This window comes from Flavobacterium sp. P3_A6, from assembly GCF_056403035.1.
This window is the reverse complement of record NZ_JBFUGG010000009.1, coordinates 168205-190223: the sequence shown is the minus strand read 5'-3', so window position 1 is coordinate 190223 and position 22019 is coordinate 168205. Positions and strand designations below refer to the sequence as shown.

At 33.8% G+C, this 22019-nt stretch carries 20 protein-coding genes and 1 tRNA gene; 10 read left to right on the top strand and 11 right to left on the bottom strand.

Translation table 11 applies throughout. The features are described 5' to 3' along the window. From AC1DVP_RS11510 to AC1DVP_RS11495, 4 genes are all read left to right on the top strand, one after another. Positions 1-1511, top strand: a 1511-nt coding sequence (locus AC1DVP_RS11510; protein ID WP_477183615.1) for a T9SS type B sorting domain-containing protein, incomplete at its 5' end; no start/stop codon positions are given. 51 nt (positions 1512-1562) lie between these two features. After that, positions 1563-2534: a PorP/SprF family type IX secretion system membrane protein gene (locus AC1DVP_RS11505; RefSeq protein ID WP_477183614.1), complete on the top strand. Its 972-nt coding sequence runs from the start codon at positions 1563-1565 to the stop codon at positions 2532-2534. A 265-nt stretch (positions 2535-2799) separates the two neighbouring features. After that, positions 2800-3468 (top strand): response regulator, encoded by a 669-nt coding sequence (locus tag AC1DVP_RS11500; RefSeq protein ID WP_477183613.1) that lies wholly within the window; start codon positions 2800-2802, stop codon positions 3466-3468. Between the two features lie 102 nt (positions 3469-3570). Continuing rightward, on the top strand, positions 3571-4500 hold the full coding sequence (locus tag AC1DVP_RS11495; RefSeq protein WP_477183612.1) for a CFI-box-CTERM domain-containing protein: 930 nt from the start codon (positions 3571-3573) through the stop codon (positions 4498-4500). A gap of 269 nt (positions 4501-4769) precedes the next feature. Here the strand turns inward: AC1DVP_RS11495 and AC1DVP_RS11490 are convergent, their stop codons facing one another. Beyond that, positions 4770-4901, bottom strand: coding sequence for a GIY-YIG nuclease family protein (locus AC1DVP_RS11490; protein ID WP_477183611.1), 132 nt, complete (start codon positions 4899-4901; stop codon positions 4770-4772). Between the two features lie 104 nt (positions 4902-5005). Next, positions 5006-5080, bottom strand: a tRNA-Pro gene (locus AC1DVP_RS11485). 149 nt (positions 5081-5229) lie between these two features. On the opposite strand from AC1DVP_RS11485, the gene trxB reads away from it, so the two are divergent. Continuing rightward, on the top strand, positions 5230-6177 hold the full coding sequence (gene trxB, locus AC1DVP_RS11480; RefSeq protein WP_477183610.1) for a thioredoxin-disulfide reductase: 948 nt from the start codon (positions 5230-5232) through the stop codon (positions 6175-6177). Positions 6178-6253: 76 nt separating this feature from the next. Here the strand turns inward: trxB and AC1DVP_RS11475 are convergent, their stop codons facing one another. The 6 genes from AC1DVP_RS11475 to AC1DVP_RS11450 all read right to left on the bottom strand — a co-directional run bounded on the left by AC1DVP_RS11475 (position 6254) and on the right by AC1DVP_RS11450 (position 13089). Further along, positions 6254-7087: a GIN domain-containing protein gene (locus AC1DVP_RS11475; protein ID WP_477183609.1), complete on the bottom strand. Its 834-nt coding sequence runs from the start codon at positions 7085-7087 to the stop codon at positions 6254-6256. A 116-nt stretch (positions 7088-7203) separates the two neighbouring features. After that, positions 7204-9474, bottom strand: a complete 2271-nt coding sequence (locus tag AC1DVP_RS11470) for a M1 family metallopeptidase (protein ID WP_477183608.1) — start codon at positions 9472-9474, stop codon at positions 7204-7206. Between the two features lie 131 nt (positions 9475-9605). After that, on the bottom strand, positions 9606-10346 hold the full coding sequence (locus tag AC1DVP_RS11465) for a head GIN domain-containing protein (RefSeq protein WP_477183607.1): 741 nt from the start codon (positions 10344-10346) through the stop codon (positions 9606-9608). 41 nt (positions 10347-10387) lie between these two features. Beyond that, positions 10388-12115: a PspC domain-containing protein gene (locus AC1DVP_RS11460; RefSeq protein ID WP_477183606.1), complete on the bottom strand. Its 1728-nt coding sequence runs from the start codon at positions 12113-12115 to the stop codon at positions 10388-10390. Between the two features lie 5 nt (positions 12116-12120). Next, the gene (locus AC1DVP_RS11455) at positions 12121-12450 is read right to left on the bottom strand and encodes a PadR family transcriptional regulator (protein ID WP_194640824.1); all 330 of its coding nucleotides are present in this window, start codon (positions 12448-12450) and stop codon (positions 12121-12123) included. 183 nt (positions 12451-12633) lie between these two features. Next, entirely contained in the window at positions 12634-13089 is a 456-nt protein-coding gene (locus AC1DVP_RS11450; RefSeq protein ID WP_477183605.1) for a DUF4870 domain-containing protein, read from the bottom strand. Positions 13090-13490: 401 nt separating this feature from the next. Between AC1DVP_RS11450 and AC1DVP_RS11445 the strand changes: the two genes are divergently transcribed. The 3 genes from AC1DVP_RS11445 (at position 13491) to dnaJ (ending at position 15990) form a co-directional block, all read left to right on the top strand. Beyond that, positions 13491-13943, top strand: a complete 453-nt coding sequence (locus AC1DVP_RS11445) for a DUF4442 domain-containing protein (RefSeq protein WP_477183604.1) — start codon at positions 13491-13493, stop codon at positions 13941-13943. A 313-nt stretch (positions 13944-14256) separates the two neighbouring features. Continuing rightward, positions 14257-14832 carry a nucleotide exchange factor GrpE gene (locus tag AC1DVP_RS11440; RefSeq protein ID WP_477183603.1) on the top strand — a complete coding sequence of 192 codons (576 nt, stop codon included), beginning with the start codon at positions 14257-14259 and terminating at the stop codon, positions 14830-14832. A 48-nt stretch (positions 14833-14880) separates the two neighbouring features. Next, on the top strand, positions 14881-15990 hold the full coding sequence (gene dnaJ / locus AC1DVP_RS11435) for a molecular chaperone DnaJ (RefSeq protein ID WP_477183602.1): 1110 nt from the start codon (positions 14881-14883) through the stop codon (positions 15988-15990). A 419-nt stretch (positions 15991-16409) separates the two neighbouring features. Here the strand turns inward: dnaJ and AC1DVP_RS11430 are convergent, their stop codons facing one another. From AC1DVP_RS11430 to AC1DVP_RS11420, 3 genes are all read right to left on the bottom strand, one after another. Next, positions 16410-17576, bottom strand: a complete 1167-nt coding sequence (locus AC1DVP_RS11430; protein ID WP_477183601.1) for an FAD-dependent oxidoreductase — start codon at positions 17574-17576, stop codon at positions 16410-16412. 31 nt (positions 17577-17607) lie between these two features. Further along, positions 17608-18375, bottom strand: a complete 768-nt coding sequence (locus AC1DVP_RS11425; protein ID WP_477183600.1) for a helix-turn-helix domain-containing protein — start codon at positions 18373-18375, stop codon at positions 17608-17610. 200 nt (positions 18376-18575) lie between these two features. Next, the gene (locus tag AC1DVP_RS11420; protein WP_477183599.1) at positions 18576-19025 is read right to left on the bottom strand and encodes a hypothetical protein; all 450 of its coding nucleotides are present in this window, start codon (positions 19023-19025) and stop codon (positions 18576-18578) included. Between the two features lie 632 nt (positions 19026-19657). Between AC1DVP_RS11420 and AC1DVP_RS11415 the strand changes: the two genes are divergently transcribed. Next, positions 19658-20578 carry an ABC transporter ATP-binding protein gene (locus AC1DVP_RS11415; RefSeq protein ID WP_477183598.1) on the top strand — a complete coding sequence of 307 codons (921 nt, stop codon included), beginning with the start codon at positions 19658-19660 and terminating at the stop codon, positions 20576-20578. 94 nt (positions 20579-20672) lie between these two features. Then, entirely contained in the window at positions 20673-21989 is a 1317-nt protein-coding gene (locus AC1DVP_RS11410) for an ABC transporter permease (protein WP_477183597.1), read from the top strand. Positions 21990-22019: the final 30 nt, after the last annotated feature.

The window sequence follows — 22019 nt, the reverse complement described above, 5'->3', positions numbered from 1 at the left end:
CTTCAGCCCCGACAGCTTCGGCTCAGACCTACTGCTCTGCGGAAGCCAAAAAAGTAAGCGACCTAGCCGTGTCAGGCACAGGGATCAAATGGTATTCAGCTACAGCAGGCGGGACTTTATATGCCGGCACCGAGACGCTTGTTACGGGAAGCTATTATGCCAGCCAGACGGTAAACGGCTGTGAGAGTGCGCGGGCTTCGGTATCGGTAACGATCACGGTTGCGCCGGTAGGAGGTTCAGTATCCTCTAATCAAGTTATTACTTCAGGTACTCCTCCAGCAGATTTATTATTAAGTGGTAATTTTGGTTCTGTTGTAAAATGGCAAAAATCTAATGATGCTGGATTTATGAATCCTGTAGCTATTTCGATTGCATCAACTACTTTGTTGGGCAGTACAATTGGTAATCTTACCGTGAATACTTATTTCAGAGCAGTTGTTCAAAATGGTGTTTGTAATCCAGTGTTTTCAAATTCTGTTTTAATAACTATTGAAGCACCACGATCAATCACAGCTAAAGACGATATCATGTCAGGCGGAAACGGAACACTAAACGCTGGAAACGTATTAGCTAGCAGTCCAACGAATCTTGATATTTTGAATGGTAAGCCAGTAGTTATCGGATTAGTGGATTTAACAGTAGTGACACCAGCAGTTCCAAAATTACCAGGAGCATCAGTTCCGTTAATTGATACTGCTACTGGAGCAGTAAGTATTCCATCAGACACTCCAGGAGGAACCTATACTTTAACGTATAGCATTTGTGACAAAGCAAATCCTTCTTCAAGTTGCAGTGTAGCTAAAGTAATCGTATTCGTAGCACGACCTAGTATCGGCTTAGTGAAAACAGCCCACTTCAATGATGAAAATGGAGATGGTTATGCAAATACAGGGGAAACCATTACTTATAATTTTACAGTAACGAATACAGGAAATGAACCATTGACTAATGTAACCGTTACAGACACTAGTTTACCGGGATTAGTGATGAAGGGAAGTTCTATAGCTGTTTTAGGAACAGGAATGACAAATAGTACGGCTTATGTCGCTTCATATGCAATTACTCAAGCTGATATTAATTTTGGAAGTGTATCAAATCAGGCAATTGTATCAGGAATAAGTCCGACTGGTATTCTTGTAAAAGATTTATCAGATGATGGAAATAATCTTAATGACAAACCAACTATTGTAACAATTACGGGTTGTTCTATTGAGGTGTTTAATGCGTTGTCTCCAAATGGAGATGGTCATAATGATGTGTTTTATATCCGAGGACTGGAATGTTATCCAGATAATACCGTGGAGGTTTATAATCGTTGGGGAGTCTTAGTATTCGAGCGAGAAAATTATAATAATGATGATCGAGCTTTTAAAGGAGTATCTGAAGGACGAGTGACAATAAATAAGTTCGAAGAATTACCAGTTGGGACATACTATTATATTTTTAGATATAAAGATGGTGCTTCAAATATACATGAAAAAGCAGGTTACTTATATATTAACAGAAAATAGATTTAATAACTCTTTTAGGATTTAATTTCTCAGGATTGTAACAAAAAAGATATGATAAAAAAAACATTAAGCATGATTTTTATACTAGTGGTGAGTGCAAGTTATTCCCAGCAGGACTCGCAGTTTACTCAATACATGTATAACACAGTGAATATGAATCCTGCATATGCAGGATCAAGACAATCAATGAGTGTTTTTGCTTTGCATAGAACGCAATGGGTAGGGTTAGAAGGAGCGCCTGTTACGAATACTTTTTCTATTAATACACCAAATGGGCCATTAAATGATTGTAATGTTTGTCCACATGAGACAACAGCTTTATCAGCAATGGGATTTGGCTTGTCTGTTATCAATGATAAAATAGGACCATCAGATGAAACTAATATAGCTGTTGATCTCTCGTACACGATTAATACTTCGGAAATATATAAATTATCTTTTGGATTAAAAGCTTCAGGAAACTTACTCAATATTGATTTTGATAAATTAAATAAGTATGACAAAAATGATTATAGTTTCGATGCCAATATTGATAATAAGTTTTCTCCAAATATAGGAGTAGGATTCTATTTGCATTCTGAGGACACATACCTGGGTTTGTCCGTTCCAAACTTGTTAGAGACAAAACATTTCGACAAGTATGCAAGTACTATTGGCAATAGTCATGTGGCAAAAGAGAATATCAATTTGTATCTAATAGCGGGTCATGTATTCGATTTGAGTACAGACGTAAAGTTTAAGCCGTCCGTACTTGCAAAATATGTTCAAGGCGCACCATTGCAAGTTGATTTGTCAGGAAACTTTCTTATAAATGAAAAATTTGTAGCTGGTGTGGCTTACAGATGGAGTGCGGCCGCTAGTGCTATGGTAGGCTTTCAAGCAAGTCCTTCTTGGTTTATAGGTTATAGTTATGACTTAGATGCAACAAGATTATCGAACTACAATTCTGGTTCTCATGAGATTTTTTTGAGATATGAATTGTTTGATGAATACGGAAGAACAATGTCTCTAAGATTTTTTTAAAAGATATATATGTAAAAGTTAAACATTTCATTTATAGTGTCCTTGTTTATTTGTTGCCGTTAATTTTTAAGAAATAGATTACGAATTTAAACCAGATTTTAATTGTCATTTCATTTTGATAACTAATGGTAATTTGATTAATTGTGAATTTGCCCCATTTTTTCTCAATTTATCCCCACTGATAATTCCTGCTAAATATTACTTTATATAAATTGTACTACTTAGTCTGGGATTTTTAATTTATTAACAGTAAACCTACTAAAGTATGAATTATGAAGTTCTGATTATAGACGATCTTCCAATAATTGTAGACGGCTATATTAATCTATTATCAAAAACTGATTTTCAAGAAAACAAACTGAATTTTATAAAAAGCCATAATTGTGAAGATGCCTATAACAAAATTTTTTTAAATCTAAAACTACAAGTAAACATTAATTTAGCTTTATTAGATGCTAGTCTTCCTCCTTATAAAGAGTTTAATATTAATAGTGGTGTAGATTTGGCTTTACTCATTAGAGAAAAGTTTACAGATTGTAAAATAATAATTCTTACAATGAATAGTGAACCCTTAACCGTAGATAGAATCATAAAAAAAATTAAACCTGAAGGATTCTTTTCTAAAAATGATATAACCTCTGAGTCATTCCCATCTATTTTCAAAAAAATTATCGATGGAAATACATACCAAAGTGAAACAATCATAGAATCCCAAAGAGAATTATTTAAAAAAAATATAAATTGGGATATTTATGATAATGAGATATTAATCTTAATTTCTCAGGGAGTTAAAACTACTAATCTCCCAAACTACATCCCTCTTTCTATGAGTGCTATAGAAAAAAGAAAAGCTAACATAAAAGATCAACTTTTAGAAGGTAAAGGCAGTGATAAGGATCTGGTTAGTAAAGCTAAAAAAATAGGATTGCTGTAAATAGATATGCAAACAAAAAGTTAAGGTATATTTTCGTAATTAGTTTAAGTTACTTGTTATCACCTATTTAAAAAAAAATATGTTGATGAAAAATTAAAAAATATGTTAGAACAAAAAAATGAAAACCTCCAAATTTTGGCAGATTCTGCATTTGAATCAGAGAATTACGAATTAGCATATGATTATTATAATTGTATGTTAGAACAGAATATAGAAAATCATAATAATTGGTTAAGAAAAGGTTATTGTGCCTTACATTTATCAAAATTTGATAGGATGTTAGACAAAGAAGTTATGATGTCAATAAAGACAGTATTAAAACTTTCAACATATAAAGAAGACGAATTAACTAATATTGCAAATGAAATCTCAACAATCATTTTTGATAAAATAGTGGAAGGTGCAAAGTTCATTCAAAATGAAATTGAGCGTGAATTCAATGCTTTACAAATAGCTGTTGGTACACTTCATTTTCATAATTTTAAAAAAAACAGTATCGAAATAAAAGTATGGAGTTGCTATTCAGAAAAATTATTTCAATACTTTAAGGTTATGGATTTTGTTGTAAGAATGAAACCGACTGCAATAACTTGTGAAAAAGGTTATAGAAGTGTTAATTATACAAATACTGTTTCTAAATATACAGGCGAACACTTTTATAAATTAAACGGTAATTATTCTGAGAGTATATTATTGAGAGAATTATTCCAATTTTCGAAATCTGAATTAGATAGAATTTTACCTAATAATGAAGTAACCAATCCAAAATCAACTTCTGGTTGTTTTATAGCTACTGCAACAATGGGGAATTACAACCATCCGATTGTACTTGAACTCCGCTATTTTAGAGACAGTTGGCTATTAAAAAGACTTTGGGGACAAAAGTTTACTGAATGGTATTACAGAAACAGCCCTAAAGCAGCTAACAAAATAAAAGAGTCAACTATGCTAAAAAGTATAACTTTTGCCGTAATTGTAGTACCATTATATTGTTTTTCAAAAGTTATTAGGTCTGTTAAAAATGTAAAATAAAAACCATTATGGGTTAAAGAAACCGATTGAAATTAGTTTTTTTGTAGTGACTAAACAATAAAAATATGTATCCAACCTATTTACAGAAACCCAGTGGCAATTTATAGAAAAAACTTTAGATTTAGGTAATAGAAAATGCAAACATAGTTTACAATTAATTTTGAATGCTATGAATTACCTAGTAAAGAGCGGATCTTTTGTCTCCTCTTTTTTTGTTCTAAAATCATTGCTTCCGACCGAGTTGAAATTTCAATCTTATAGATTCAATCTCAAGGTTTACCATTTTTAGTTGATAAACTTAATCCTGAATTATGCCTTTGCAGTCTGCTTTCAAGATTGTCAGTTTGACCTGTATAATATTTTAAAGAACTTTTACCGAATAATATATATACGATGTACATAAATATTTGAGTTTAGCTGTTGGTCTTCACTACTTAGAAGGGCATGATAACCGAGCCAAGTTTTTTTTACAAAAAAAGCCGAACATTGCAGTTCGGCTTTTTTGTCGGGGTGGCAGGATTCGAACCTGCGGCCTCCTGCTCCCAAAGCAGGCGCGATAACCGAGCTACGCTACACCCCGTAAATCGAGTGCAAATATAAGGTTTATTTCTGTTTTTCAAAGTAAAATTATAAAATAAATAAAATTTATTTCTTCATCAGTTTTTTGGATTTATTGGGGTATGTATTTTTTAGAATAAAGATTACATTTGTACCTCAAAAACAAAAAATATGTCTGATACAATTGAAAAAATAAAATGTCTTATAATAGGTTCTGGCCCTGCGGGCTATACTGCAGCTATATATGCAGCCAGAGCTAATATGAATCCTGTGTTATATCAGGGAATGCAGCCGGGGGGTCAATTGACTACTACGAATGAAGTTGAAAATTTTCCAGGATATGTAGATGGAGTTACAGGTCCTGAAATGATGATCCAATTACAAGAACAATCAAAACGTTTTGGTGCAGATATTCGTGACGGATGGGCGACCAAAGTTGATTTCTCCGGAGATATTCACAAAGTTTGGATTAACGATAAAATAGAATTGCATTGCGAAACGGTAATTATTTCTACTGGAGCATCGGCTAAATATTTGGGATTAGATTCTGAACAGCATTATTTAAAAATGGGTGGCGGTGTTTCGGCTTGTGCGGTTTGCGATGGATTTTTCTATAGAAATCAAGAAGTAGTTATCGTTGGTGCAGGAGATTCAGCTTGTGAAGAAGCACATTATTTATCTAAATTATGTTCTAAAGTAACGATGCTTGTCCGCAGTGATAAATTTAGAGCATCCAAAATCATGGAAGAGCGCGTTCGTAAAACTGAGAACATTTCTATTTTGATGAACCACGATACAGTTGAGATTTTAGGAGACGGACAAGTAGTTACAGGCGTGAAAGCAAAAAACAAAACAACGGGAGATATTTTTGATATTTCTGCCACAGGTTTTTTCGCTGCTATTGGGCATAAACCAAATACCGATATTTTTACTGATTACCTTACTCTTGATGAAACTGGATATATTGTAAATACTCCGGGAACTTCAAAAACGAATGTTGATGGAGTTTTTGTAGCAGGAGACGCAGCAGATCATGTATACCGTCAGGCAATTACTGCTGCTGGAACAGGCTGTATGGCAGCTTTGGATGCTGAAAGATATTTGGCGGCAAAACATTAAAAATTTGCTTTTAAAAAATATAAAAGTCCCAATTTTTTTAAGTTGGGACTTTTTTTATGGTAAAAGAGTTTTGAGTTTACTTCGCTTTTTTAATCAATTGGGCTTCACCTAAAAACTTGCGCACTTCAATTCTTGGTGTTCCCAATAAATATATTTTGGATGAACCGTTCGCATCAATGATAAGGCTTGTATCTGCCCTTAAATTGCAGACTGAAGAAGCTTCAGCAGTAACATCGGCCTTATGTATTGTAAAGTTAACTCCGGTAAATACACTGTTGTTGTCTTGACGTATAATGGCATTGGTGCTTTCGCCTTCAATTATGGCTGTAGTTTTTTGGTACATATCAAATGCAAGGTCCGTTGTAGCAATCAATGCTTTAATTTGCGCATTTTTGCTCAATTGGATTTTAGATTTTTCAGCTTTTAAATTCAACTCGACTTTTGATTTATCATCTGAAATCAAGTTAAAGCTTTTTGAATTTACATTTAAGTATAATTTGGCAAAATCTAATGATTTAAAAGTAATATCATCAAGCTGAACAGCTTCAAGTGCATTTATAACAGAAATATTTTTGGCAGTAACTGATTTTAAGTCATTAGTATATTTGATTTTTAAGGTCAGTTTTTTAAAACTGCTAATTTCTTTAGTAGTGTAAATACGCAGTGTTTTTTCTTTAATGTCAAAAGAGATGGCTTCTTGAAGATTGTCATCACATTCAATCTTTATTTCATTTTTAGCTCCTTTTTCCAGGAAAACAGTTAGGTTGTCTTCAATTTCCAGAGCTGTAAATTCACCAATTTCTTTTGGTTTTTCAACGACTGTCTTAGATCCTTTTATTTTTTCTTTATTTTGACCAATAGCCAGAGTTGTTGTCAATAGGAAAAAAACAACAAGATGTGAATATTTCATTTTATACGTTTTGGGTTGAATGCAAATATAAAAAAATCACCCATTTCTGATGGATGATTTTTGGAATTTTAATAGGTACTTTATAATTCTATTTGGCTATTTCAAGAGGCTTTTTTTTACACCTTTGTAAACAAAAAATTCTGGTCATCTATTTTTAGTGTAAATTCATTTTTAGATTCGCTAAATTGAATTTCAATACCGCCTTCTTTTTCAGAACTAAATTTATCTTTCCCGATTGCATCAAAAATATATGTTGGTGTATCTGTTGCATTTGCAGCCAGATTTCCATTATCATCTGTAAAAACAATTTCTATTGGAATTTGTTTACTGGAATATTTTCCCAAATAGCTATCTAAAATAATTGCTTTCTCCAATTCGCTTTTGCCTGAACTCCAAACATTATTTGCAGTATTTATATCAGGAAAAACATGATCAGGGTCTATTGTTATGGTGTCAATTTCTTCGGTAGAGGCATTTTTAAATGACCAAGAAGTATTGCATTGCCATATTTCCACAGGGAGTTGAACACGGATAACAGCACCACTTTTGGTTTTAATTTCCAGAACAACAGGCATGGCCATTTTTTCTAAGTTTTCGATTGAGATAATAGCACCCAATTTCGGGTCATTTCCTAAATATTTGACTTTTGTAATTCCTTGGTCTAGTTGCCAATTATTTAAAAACCATGACCTCCAAAACCAGTTCAAATCTTCCCCTGAAACGTTTTCTATAGTTCGGAAAAAGTCATCAGGTGTTGGGTGTTTAAATGCCCAACGCTCTGTGTAGGCTCTAAAAGCCTTGTCAAAACGTTCTTTACCTAAGACTTGTTCACGCAAGACAATTAACCCCGATGCAGGTTTTTCATATGCCAATATCCCTAAATGTCCTTCTTTCATTCCGTCTGGTGCAGTCATAATAGGCTCTAATTCGGTTTTGAATAATACTTTTGCCTTTTTTTGCATGTTTTTTGGACTGGATTTGTATTCTCCGTTATTGAAGTCAACAGAACTTAATGAGTTGATAAAGGTGTTGAATCCTTCGTCCATCCATGCGAATAAACGTTCGTTGGAACCTACAATCATGGGGAACCAGCCATGACCAAATTCATGGTCGGTTACGCTCCATAAATCTTCGCCTTTTGATTTCCAATTGCAAAAAACAATTCCTGGATATTCCATCCCACGTTCGTTGCCAGCTACATTAACAGCTGTAGGGTAAGGGTGTTCAAACCAGCGTTTAGAGTAATTTTCTATTGATGATTTTGTGTATTCAGTGGCACGACTCCAAGCTTCCTGTCCTGAGCTTTCAACGGGGTATGCAGAAATGGCTAATGATTTTTTACCGCTTGGCAAATTGATTTTTGCCGCATCAATAATAAATGCTGATGAAGATGCCCATGAAACATCACGTGCATTTTTTATTTTAAAATGCCAGTTCAATATAGATTTTCCGGTAGGTCTTGAAGTTGCATTGGTAACTTCTTCTGCCGAACGGATGATTACTGTTTTGTCACTTTGTGATGCAGTAGCCCAACGTTTTTGTTGTTCAGAGGTATATACTTCGGAAGGGTTTGTCAATTCACCTGAGCAAACAACGATATGATTTGACGGTGCGGTAATTGTTACATCAAAATCGCCATACTCAAGATAAAATTCTCCGGCTCCCAGATACGGCAAAGTGTTCCAGCCTTTTACATCATCATAAACACACATCCTCGGGTACCATTGTGCAATAGTAAATATTTTTCCGTTTTTTGTTTCTAAAACTCCCATTCTGTCAGAACCAAAATCAGGTGAAATAAAAGAAAATTCGATTTTAAGTTTTATGGTTCCTCCATTAGCATTCAATTCCTGCGGAAGAAAAACCTGCACTCTAGTGTCGATTATCTCAAATTGTACTACTTTCTCAACGGTTTTGCCATTTTGAAGCGTAACTACTTTTATGGATTTTATTTTATGTCCCCCGTCAAATATTTGCCCTTTGTCTCCATTACGGTTACCAGTTACTGGAATTACTGCTTTTCCTCGAGAGTTGTTTTTAAATAAATTTTGATCAACGTTCATCCATAAAAAAGAAATTTTGTCAGGACTATTGTTAGTGTACGTTAAAATTTCGGTGCCAATAATTTCATTTTTTTTCTCATTCAAGGTAGCTGTCAATTGATAATCAGCTTTGTTTTGCCAATATTTTGCTCCAGGTTGTCCGCTGGCTGAATGTGTGTCTGTACCATTTTTAGTGTAAAAATTTGGAGCGAAAGCATCCAGATAGTTGTATTTTGATGTTGCTTTAACTTGCTGTCCCTCTGATATGGAATGCTGCTGTGCCTGAAGACACATGCCTACTAGAAAGATAGCTAAAAAACTAGCTTTGAATTGATTATTTTTCATGATTTGATTGATTTAAAGTGATGATTTTATGCGTGAATGTTTGTATTTATTGTAGTAAATTAATGGTTAATAATTTAATTTTGAATTAAAAAAAAACATCCATTGTTATGAATGTTTTTAATTTGAATGATTTACTCTTCATGAACGCTTCCGCCAGAATGTTCTTCTTTTTCAATCGATTTGGGAGATTTTTTATAAGTGATGCTTCCTCCGCTTGAAGCTTCGGCTTTTAAATTTACTATTGGTGAAACAGATATTGATGATCCGCTCGAAGCATTGGCAACTACTTCATTTGCCAATAATTCACTGGCATTTAAAACCGAACCGCTGGAAGAGGATGTTTCTAAATGGATTGCTTTTCCATTAATGGTTTGATTACTGGCACTGCTACTGGTCAATTGAATGTTTTCGTATTCTGCTGTGACATGAATGGATCCAGCACTCGATGAAGTCAAACTCAAACTGCTTCCTTTTAATGTGTTGTTACCATTGATTGTTGAAGCAGATGAAGCTTCAAGCCCTTCGATAACAGGCATTTTTACAGTTATTTTTTTGGCAGAAACATTTATAAAGTTACCTTTTGTACAAGAAATAACCAGTACACCATTTTCTACTTTTGTAGTGATTTCTTTTTGTAAATTATCATCGGCTTCCACAATAATTTCTGTTTTATCCGATTGCTCGATAGCTAAATCTAAAGCATTGCTTACTTCTACATTTTTAAAATCACCTGTTACGGTTCTTTTTTCGGTAGTGACATGACCGCTTCCTTTTATAGACCTCAGTTCACCTAGCTGATTGCATGATCCAAAAAATATTGCTATTAAGGTAATGACAATAAATTTGGTAATTAGTGTGATGATTTTTATCATGACTGTTGGTTTTATTTTGATTAGACTGCTTTTGGTAAAGTTTATTCTGTTTTGATAATGATACCGTCTTTGTTGATTTTCAATTCCTTGAAATTCTTTTTTGTTTTAACAACCGAATCACTTTCTATTGTAACTCCATTTTTATTAATGGTTATATTGCTTTCATTGTCATCATCTGCCTCATCGTTATCATTTTCATCATCAGGGCAATTTAAGCATCTTATTTTCTCATCCTCTACTCTAAAGACGTTTTTGTCTGAATCTTCAGGATGCCAATAAAAGAAATTATCATCGGTACGATCATAATGTGCAACTGATTCGTCTACTTTTAGTAAAGTTCCTATTGGTAAAAACAATGTGATTTCGATTTCCTGGTCACGGAATTTATTCTTTAGATCAGTAAGTAAATAATTGTCAAAGATTAATTGATTGCCTTCAATTTTATAACTGTATCTGATTGCATCTGCTCTTTTTTTGGCTTCAGACAATGATCTGCCTTTTGCTTCCTTTTCGATTTGAATGTATGGATGTTTTTCGTCAGATTTTTCGATTTTTATGCTTACATCATTAGAGTAGATAATGTCATTGTTCAATGAGTCTTTCGTAATCATGAACTCATGTCGGTCATCTACATCCTTTGCAAAATAATCATTGTGCTTGAATTTTATTAAAAGCGTATCTGCTGGTTTAAAGCTGATGGTTTCTTTTTGAACCGTTCTGCCATTTACAGCAAATGCTGTAGCTTGTTTTATACCAATTGAGATAGCAATCGAAAGAGCGATTAGCCAAAGTGCCAATAAAGTGTATTTTGCAATATTCCCAACGGATTTCATGTTAGGAGCCAATAATTTGAAGCCCAATAAAGTCATGAAAAAGAATGGAATACCTACGGCAAGGAACATCAATAAGCCAAATGACCAGATTGGATAATCGGTAAAATTACCTGCTTCGACAAAACTTTGCCAAGGGAAATCCATAGAAACGCTTGTTCCCAAAGTGAATACTCCAATAAAAAGCAATACTAAAACTGTTAAGCCGGCCATTATTAAAATCACTCCTAAAAATTTAGCAAAAACTTTAAAAACGGTCATGATAAAATCACTAAATGAGTTTCCCAATTTCTCAGCTCCAGTTTTTATTTGATTGCCATACTTGTCGTAATCTGCATTTTTAAATTTCCCTGAAACATTTTCAAATTCCTCACGGACTTTTTTCTCAATGTTCGAAATAGTAACAGGCTCTCCTGTCATTTCCAGTTTTTCTGATGTTGTTATTGCTTCCGGAGTTACTACCCAAAGAATGATGTATGCCAAAATTCCGGTTCCAAATCCAGCAAAAACAAATATTAAAAACATGATTTTTAACCAAACCGCGTCAATTCCAAAATAGTGTCCTAAACCTGTTGCAACACCGCCAATCATTCCGTTTTCTTTGTCACGGTACAATTTTTTTGTAGTTCTAGGAGCCGAAAAATCACTTGTTGCTGAGGCGCTTGGACCATCTTCTTCAATGATATAATCTTCAGGCTGTCCCATAACAGCAATAACTTCGTCAACTTCTCTAATTGTAACTACGTGTTTCTCGGTTTTTTGTTTTTCTGTCAATAATTCCGAAACTCTCATTTCGATATCCTTGATGATTTCTTCTTGTCCAGATGATTTTGACAGCGATCGTTTTATAGCATCAAAATAACGGGTTAACTTTTGGTATGCATCTTCGTCAATATGGAAGAACATTCCGCCTAAATTTATATTTACAGTTTTGTTCATGACTATTATTTTTGGTTGGTTATCAAATTTACGGCATTAGACAATTCTGTCCAAGTGCCATCCAGTTCTTTTAAAAAAGTTTGTCCTATCTCGGTCAAACCATAATATTTTCTTGGTGGTCCAGAGGTGGATTCCTCCCAACGGTAGTTGAGCAGTCCGTCGTTTTTTAATCGGGTTAACAACGGATAAATGGTTCCCTCTACGACCAATAATTTAGCGTCTTTCAAAGTGTCTAATATTTCTGAGGTATAAGCGTCTTTCTCTTTTAATACTGATAAGATACAAAACTCAAGAACACCTTTACGCATCTGGGCTTTTGTGTTTTCAATGTTCATAATTTTTAAATTTGAGTTGATTTGATTTGTTGATTAAATTGTCCATTTTTTGATTGATGATTGATTATTATTCAGTTATTGGCAAATAGTAATTAGTGATTAGCTTTTGATAGTACTATTGTAAAATAACCATTTCTGCTTTATGTTGTTGAAAATGAATCGCATGCTAATTGCTAAAAAGATTTATTTTAAAAATGGTATTGTCAGCGGATAATTATATTCTTCACCATTTGAAGCTTTTACCGATGCATAAATGATTAAAAAGAATTCAGCAACTTTGATGCAGGCAAATCCAAAGAGAGCCAAGGCGCCTACTGTCAGCAATCCGATGCTGTTCCCGTAATCGAAATTTTCAAAAACAATATCTTCATTGTGCATTAAATCATTGAATGAGATGTTTTTCAAAACAGTGTATAATAACACTGGAATGGCGATCATTGCCAAAACTAAAGAGTAAATTAAAATGCTTAATTGAAAATTCAGTACTTGTTTACCATTATAATCTACAAATTCAGACTCTTCTTTCTTCGAAGTCCAAAGGATTATCGGAAAAATATAATTCCCAAAAGGAATGATATATTGGCTAAAAGTGCTCAAGTGTATAAAAGCAGCAATTTTTTTTTCGGTTGAAGTTTCCATGATTTAATTTTCGTTTTTTGATTGATTACAGAAATCAGCTAAATGACTTACCTAGTAATTTCTTATGCAAATATATGTCTAAAAGCGAGTATCTTGTATCGCATAGTAGTGTATATTAACATAATATTAACAAAAACTGAATATTTTGAGGTTAAATACTTATATAAAAGTCTTAAATTTACAATATTACCTTGTTTAACGATTTTATTTTTTTACGTGAAGGATGGAAGCAAGTTACCGAAGTAAAGCGTACAGCCTGACAGCATCCTGATAAAAGGGCGCATCACAGCAAAGAGGATTTGCCCTTTTTTCAGGATGGTGGCACGCCCAAAGTTTTAAATGCCTGATTTTTTATATGTACGCATAGTATTTTTTGTATTTTAGCAAAAAAAAAAAGAATTATGGGATTAACAGTGTCAAAATTGAACCGTTTTATACTTTTTAAATTGCCATCAGCATTTATCTGCGGTATTCGGGTGGTGTCTATCGATAAAGATAAATGTATGGTGACTGTAAAGCACAGATGGATTAACCAAAATCCTTTTAATTCTATGTATTTTGCCGTGCAGGCAATGGCGGCTGAAATGACTACCGGAGCAATGGTGATTGATAAAATCCAGAACAGCGGTAAGAAAATATCAATGTTGGTTGCCAATAATAAATCAAATTTTTCCAAAAAAGCTACAGGACGAATCACTTTTGTCTGCAGGGATGGTCATCTGATAGAGGAAGCGATTGAAAAGACGATTGCCAATGGCGAGGGCCAAACGTTTTGGATGAAATCTATTGGTACAAATGAAGAAGGAGTGCAGGTTTCAGAAATGGATTTTGAATGGAGCATTCGATTAAAATAAGCTCAGTTTTGCAAAAAAAAAGCTTCGTTATCTTAAAACGAAGCTTTTTTGATATAAGGCATGGTGAATTAATAATTATAAATAGAAAACAACCTTAAATTCGAAGTTTTGAGTTGTATCCCTGGGGCGAGAATAAAAATCTGCCACAAATTTAAATAAACTATATCGTAATAGTCTTAAAATTATATTAATTTTTTTTGATTAGATTCTTGAACTTTTTGAAGAACTTTTTTTATTTTTAAAAAAATGTGACAATTTGACATTTTATAAGTTTTGGCAGTACTTTTGCAATCAAAAATTAACGAATAAAACTATGTTTAAGAATTTTTTTAAAAATAAAAGTAATATGACTACAGAAAATACAGAATTCGATCAAGAAATAGATGATGTGACATTAGAAAATAATGCAAATGGGGAGCAAATTATTATTGAAGAATTAAGTGTTGAAGAGCAGTTGACGCAAGACTTAGCCAAAGAAAAAGATAAGTTTTTGAGATTATTTGCTGAATTTGAAAATTACAAAAGACGTACTACTAAAGAAAGAATCGAATTGTTTAAAACTGCTAATCAGGAAGTTTTGCTTGCTATGCTGCCAGTTTTGGATGATTTTGACAGAGCAATAATTGAAATCAGCAAATCTGATGATGAATTGTTAGCAAAAGGTGTGGAATTGATTCACGAAAAATTAAAAAGCACTTTGGTAACTAAGGGATTAGAGCAGGTTGATGTTAAAGCGGGTGATGCATTTGATGCTGATTTTGCTGAGGCAATCACACAAATTCCAGCTCCTACAGATGATATGAAAGGGAAAATTGTAGATGTTCTTGAAAAAGGTTACAAACTGGGAGACAAAATTATTCGTTTTCCAAAAGTGGTAATTGGCAGTTAAATTCCAATTATAGGAATTTAGGATTTTTAATTTGGAATTACTTTAATTATGAAAAAAGATTTTTACGAAATATTAGGCATTTCAAAAAATGCAGATGCTGCAGAAATTAAAAAAGCATACCGAAAAAGCGCATTGAAATACCATCCTGACAAGAATCCTGACGACAAAGCGGCAGAAGAAAATTTTAAGCTGGCTGCCGAAGCTTATGAAGTATTGAGTGATCCTGCCAAAAAAGCAAAATATGATCAATACGGTCACCAAGCATTTGACGGTTCAGGCGGATTTGGCGGTGGTCATGGCGGTATGAACATGGATGACATATTCAGCCAGTTTGGCGATATTTTTGGTGGTGGTTTCGGTGGATTTGGCGGAGGCGGAGGCGGTTCCCGTCGCGTTAAAGGAAGCAATTTACGTATCAAAGTAAAATTGACTATTGAGGAAATCGTGAATGGTGTTGAGAAAAAAGTAAAAGTTAAACGTAAAGTTCAAGCGCCAGGCGTAACCTATAAAACGTGTTCTACTTGTAATGGTCAAGGACAGGTAATGCGTGTAACCAATACTATTTTAGGAAGAATGCAATCGGCTTCAACTTGTCCAACATGTGGAGGTTCGGGTCAAATATTGGATAAAAAACCAAGTAATGCCGATTCTCAAGGAATGGTAACAGAAGATGAAACTGTTTCTATAAAAATTCCTGCAGGTGTTGTAGACGGAATGCAATTGAAAGTTTCGGGTAAAGGAAATGACGCTCCAGGAAACAGTGTTTCGGGAGATTTGATTGTTGTTATCGAAGAAATTGAGCATGAGTTTTTGAAACGTGAAGGAGAAAATCTGCACTACGATCTTTACATCAGTTTTGCAGAAGCGGTTCTTGGAATTTCAAAAGATATTGATGCCGTAAACGGTAAAGTAAGAATCAAACTGGAAGAAGGAATTCAGTCTGGTAAAATTCTGAGGTTAAAAGGAAAAGGTATTCCAAGCATTAATGGTTACGGAAACGGTGATTTACTGGTTCATGTAAACGTTTGGACTCCAAAAACTTTGAACAAAGAACAAAAACATTTCTTTGAAAAGGCATTAACGGATGATAACTTTACTCCAAATCCTGAAAAAACAGACAAATCATTTTTTGAAAAAGTAAAAGATATGTTTTCATAATCTATTTTAAAAAAAGATTTAAATACCATAAATCCCCAATCTAATTTGTTTTTAGATTGGGGATTTTTTTTTCCCGTTTGAGTTTTAAGACTTTGAAAATGTTAAGAGATAATAGCTCTAATTCGTCTTTTTGAGGATATTTTTTTACATTATAAACCAAAATGCTTTATTAAGAACGGGGGGGGCTTCGGCGGCAGGATAAGTTTGCGCATCATTTGGATATTAAAAAAGTTACTGATAGTGATATGTACAAAAATAATTAGACTTTAATCTATTTCTAAAAGGTTCAGTTTAAATTTTACATGCTTATGATATTTTAAAAAATGGGAAGATGGCTGTGTTAAAGGAGCACTCAATCTGTGAGAATGATTATTAAAATGGAATCCTAAATTGTTTTGAATTTAGGATTCTCATTTTTATTATACTGTATGTCTGCTAAACAGATTCAGCATATTATGCAGCGCATCTTTTGAATGCATCTGTTCACCATTTTCAAGAGACTCCTTTGCTGCTTTTGCAGCTCTTTCACGCATATTTATTTCATAATCAGCAATGGCTTCCCGCACAGTGCTGAATTTTTTAGATGTTAAGCATTCACTCAATTCCAAAGCATCGAGCATTGCCATATTGGCACCTTCTCCTGCAAAAGGAGGCATTACATGTGCAGCATCGCCTAGCATTGTCAAGTTGGATAAGGCTTTCCATGTTTGATTTGAAGGCATGCAATAAATGGGACGCGGAATAAAAGGCGTTGCTGCATTTTCAAACAGTTCATGCCAAATATTGCTCCATTCAGAATAAGCCTCTTTAAACCATTCTGTTATTTGTGCTTTATCAGAATAATCTAAACCATTATTGCTTGCCCAGTTTTCATCTGCTTTAAAGCTGGCATAGAAACCCAAGGCACCATTGCCTTTTTGTCCCATCAATAAATTTTTGGTATTTCCAAAAGCCATTATTTTCCCGTCATTTATTAGTGCATCAATATTTGGTGCTGTCTTTTTTGAATCATACACATTGCCTTCAAGCATTGTTATTCCGGAATAAATAGGTTTTATGTCTGTGATGTGAGGGCGAATTTTAGAATTGGCGCCATCTGCGGCAATTACAATATCAGCATAAGCTGATGAACCGTTTTTGAAATGCAGTAACCAGCCTTCATTTTGCGCTTTCATTGAAATAAACTGATTGTCCCAAACAACAGTTTCCGGCTGTAAAGATTCCAGCAATATTTTCCTTAATGCCCCACGGTCTATTTCAGGACGAAAATACTTATTGTCAAAATCTTCATTCCGATTGGTTTCGTGGTCGCTGAAAAATATTTCTGCACATTCATTTACAATAAGCATTTTATGGGCGCCTGGGAGAAAATTAGTTTTAAAATCTTCAAATAAGCCTGTTTTGTGGATTGCCGCTAATCCCGATTTTTCATGCAGATCAAGCGGTGAACCCTGCACACGGGCATTTTCATCAAAATCTCTTTCATATACTTTTACATTGGCACCTTTAAGCTGTAAAAGTTTGGTTAATGTTAGTCCGCCTGGACCGCCTCCAACGATGGCTATTGATTTATTTTCTAACAGCATTTGTTTTAAATTTAGTTTTACAACAGCAAAACTACTTCTGTTTTAAAACGGATAATAGTATAAATCGGTCGTTTTCATTTTTGGATAATTCTTTCGGTATTGAGCCTGAAATTTTTTTTATTTTTTTTATGAAATGGTTTTGATCGGTGAAGTTGAGTTCTGGAAAAAGCTGTCCTTGGGCAATGTGATTTAAGGATGCTCTGAAACGCAAAATATCACAATATGTTTTTAATGAAAGTCCGAATTGCTGATTGAAATAACGGTTGATCTGCCTGCTGCTCCAAACTGCTTTTTCTGAAAGTTCTTTGACGCCCATTTCGCCATTGGATGAATAAATCAACTCGGAAAGTCTGCGTTTTCTTTCGTCAATTGCAGCAGGTAAAAGGGAGGCAATTTTTTTTGATGCTTTTTTGCAAAACGCATCAAAATCATTCAAATCATTCAAATCATCAGCATTGAAATTCCAAAAATCTGCCGGTAACATTTTTCCGTTATTCAGAATGTCTGCAATTGGTTCATGAAAAATATATTCCACGGCAAGCAGCTTAAAACTAATTGCAAACCTCAGACTGTTAGCAGATAGTAGGCCCTGTTCATATTGTTGCGTGCCCAGACCAATAAGCTGTATAGAGAAAGGTTCAGTATCTGATTTTATAAGGAATAAATCAATATGGCCATCGGGTAATCCTATAGTTTTCTTGTCACTGCCGGATTGATTGTGCAACGACCAAAAACTTGCTACAAAGTCAGCAAGCAGTGGCTCTGGTTCGATGAATTTGAAGTCAAGTCCGTTGTCCATTTTTTAATCGTTACTAAGTAAAAAAATAATTATTGAAACAATAAAAATGTTTATGCAGAACCAAATCGTAACGATAATTTGGATAAAAATTATAAAACTATGTTCTGTTATTTTTTAGATTTCAATTAAGCTGTTTGATGAATACAATGCCATATGGTGGCGTGGAGGCTTAAGAAAGCTTAAGTTTTAGGTTAATCTGCTTACAAAATTACGGTTGTCAAAAATATTTGAAGAGAAAGAATAAGCCCAATTATAATTACGGCAAAATTTATCCCAAGCCACCATCTGCGCATACTTATCCACTCTACGTTATCTATTTCTTTTTCTTCGGAAACTTGTTTTTCATTAAAAAAGGAATAAAGTAAACTTCGATATTTATAAGCATTATTTATATGTTTCTGTAATTTATGTGAATGTCTCAGTAAAAATCCGACACCAAAAATTCCAATAAATATTAAAAAGACAGACAGATACAAATCATTTTTAGCAAAAGGATTTTTATGAGTTATAATGCCTATAATTGCTCCCGAAATTGCGATTATAGTTGTAGTTACTGTTGAACGCTGCAGTTCATAATGCCTGATTTGTGATAACTGTTCCTGATACATTTTAAAATAAAAATCAAAATGATTTATTTCTTTATTATCCATGTTTAGTATTGTTTATTAGTCAAGTTTGGATTGCTGGCGTACAACTAATTATACTGTAATTAAATTGCGATAATTTCCCCAAATTTATAGGTTTTGTATAATAGAGCAGCGTTTATCTTTCAAATATAATATTTTAAATTAGTTTTTATTTAAACCAACAGCAATAATTATTTTTGAATTTATACAGTTTTATTTTAGAAAGCAAAATTTTTATATTTTTTTGATTAATCGAAAACTGTAATAGCACAAAGTTTATAGGATATCTGTTAAGTATTAGGCTTAATAGCATAATCTTTAATTCCAGATATTTTACCTCACTGCCTGCATATAAAAGAGGTGCGTTTAGTCCTGAATAAAAAACACTGCATGTTTCTTTTATTTCAAATGGAGTAATATTCTGTGTAGTAGCGGTTCGTAGGTACAGATTCAGTGGACGGGTGAAGTATGAAGAGTTCCAAAAAAAAGCAGTTTTGAATTCTATAAGCTTTGAAACGTCTGGAAACGGTTATTGTTTTTTTGTTGTCTTTTATCCTTAATGGCCTACGCAAGGCTCAGACTAGTGGGTTTTTTGTGTAATAATCCTGCCATAATCATTGCGAATTAACTACTTTTGCAATTCTAAAAAATTATCGGTGAGCAATATTCTTGAAGTAAATAAAGTCGTAAAGCAATATGGTGATTATGTTGCGCTTAACGAAGTGTCATTAACCGTACCCAAAGGAAGTATATATGGGCTTCTAGGGCCTAACGGAGCTGGGAAAACTTCCCTAATCCGAATTATCAATCAGATAACAATGCCCGATGGTGGCGAAGTTATCCTAGATGGAGAAAAGCTTCAGTCTAAACACATACAGCATATTGGATATCTTCCTGAGGAAAGAGGATTATATAGTTCTATGAAAGTGGGGGAGCAGTGTTTGTATTTGGCACAAATGAAAGGATTATCCAAAGCTGAAGCCAAAAAACAGCTCGAATATTGGTTTGACCGTCTGGGAATTCAAGGCTGGTGGAATAAGAAAATTCAGGAATTATCTAAAGGGATGGCACAAAAAATTCAATTTGTGGTCTGCGTTTTGCATAAGCCCAAATTATTGATTTTTGATGAGCCCTTTTCTGGATTTGATCCTGTAAATGCCAATGTGATCAAAGATGAAATTTTAGCATTAAGAGAGGATGGAGCAACCATTATTTTTTCGACTCACCGAATGGAAAGCGTAGAGGAATTGTGTGATCATATTGCATTGATTCACAAATCGAATAAGCTGATAGAAGGCAAATTAATTGATGTAAAAAGACAATTCAAGACAAATAGTTTTGAAGTAGGGATATTGTCAGACAATGTAGAAGGTTTGATGTTTGACATTACTCAGAAATTTAAAGTTGGCCAGGCTAATTTCAAATCTTTAAACGATGAAATAAAATTAGAGATTCAAATTGGAAATGCTTCCCCAAATGAATTATTGCATGTTTTAACGCAGCGTGGACAAGTAACCCATTTTGTTGAAAAAATTCCAAGCGTGAATGATATTTTTATCCAAACTGTAACAGATTAGAGTTTAGATGTTAAAGTTTAGAATTTAGATTGAAAAAATCCTAAGTTCTTATTCACAAATCTAAAATCTCATGTCTAAAATCTAAAATTTAAAAATGAGTATTATATCATTAATCATAAAAAGAGAGTTTGTAGCCAAGGTTCGTAATAAGTCATTTATTGTGATGACTTTTTTAAGTCCGCTGCTATTTGTTGCTATTACTGGATTTATTGTGTATTTAAGTTCCATGAAACCAGATACTAAGCTTATTGCCATTCATGACGAATCGGGTTTGTTTGTTAATGAGTTCATGGCTTTAAATAATGAGAACAGTGATTACAGATACTTGGATTATTCAGGAATCGATCTTCAGATTTTAAAAGACAGTATTACCAGAGAAAACTACGAAGCACTGCTGTATATTCCTAAAACGGATTCTAATAAAGAGTTAGAAACAAAAATTCAGTTGGTTTCCAACGAAAGTCCGAGTATTGGTTTTATCGAAAAAACACAAGGGATTATTGCTGATAAATTAACTAAGAATAATCTGGAATTGGCACATTTAGATACTTTGGCCATTAAAAAAGCTAAAGCGGAAGTGGTTTTTAAATTATCCAAAGCTTCTGGTGAAGAAAGTCTCAGAGGTTTGAATGAAATAAAAATTGGAATAGGCGGCGCTTTTGGTTACCTCATTATGATGTTTATTATTATCTATGGCAATATGGTGATGCGAAGCGTGATTGAAGAGAAAACCAATCGTATTGTTGAGATTATTATTTCTTCGGTAAAACCTTTCCAACTGATGATGGGAAAAATAATAGGAACTTCATTGGCTGGATTGCTGCAGTTTTTAATTTGGACTGTAATAGGTTTGACGTTAATGTTTGCAGCTTCTGCATTTTTTGGGGTTAATATTGGTCCAGCTGCTAGGGTTTCTCCTGAAATGATGCATGTAGCACAACAGGAATTATCGGGTACTGCCCAAATGTATATCAAAGAAATATGGAACCTTCCTATTGCGAGTATCTTGATTGGTTTTGTTGTATATTTTATTGGAGGTTATTTTTTATACAGCTCTTTTTATGCGGCTATTGGAGCAGCGGTAGATAATCAAACGGATTCGCAACAATTTCTTCTGCCTATTATCATGCCTTTGATGCTGAGTGTTTATATTGGTTTTTTTACAGTAATAAATAACCCGCATGGAACTGTAGCCGTAGTTTTTTCTATGATTCCTTTAACCTCTCCGATAGTGATGCTAATGCGTATTCCTTTTGGAGTGCCATGGTGGCAAATTGCAATTTCCGTATCTTTGTTATTCGGAACATTTTTTGGCGTAGTTTGGTTCGCCGCCAAAATTTACCGTGTGGGAATTTTGATGTATGGCAAAAAACCAAGTTGGAGAGAGTTATATAAATGGCTTAAATATTAGAATCTTAAGAATTTTAGTATCTCAAAAACT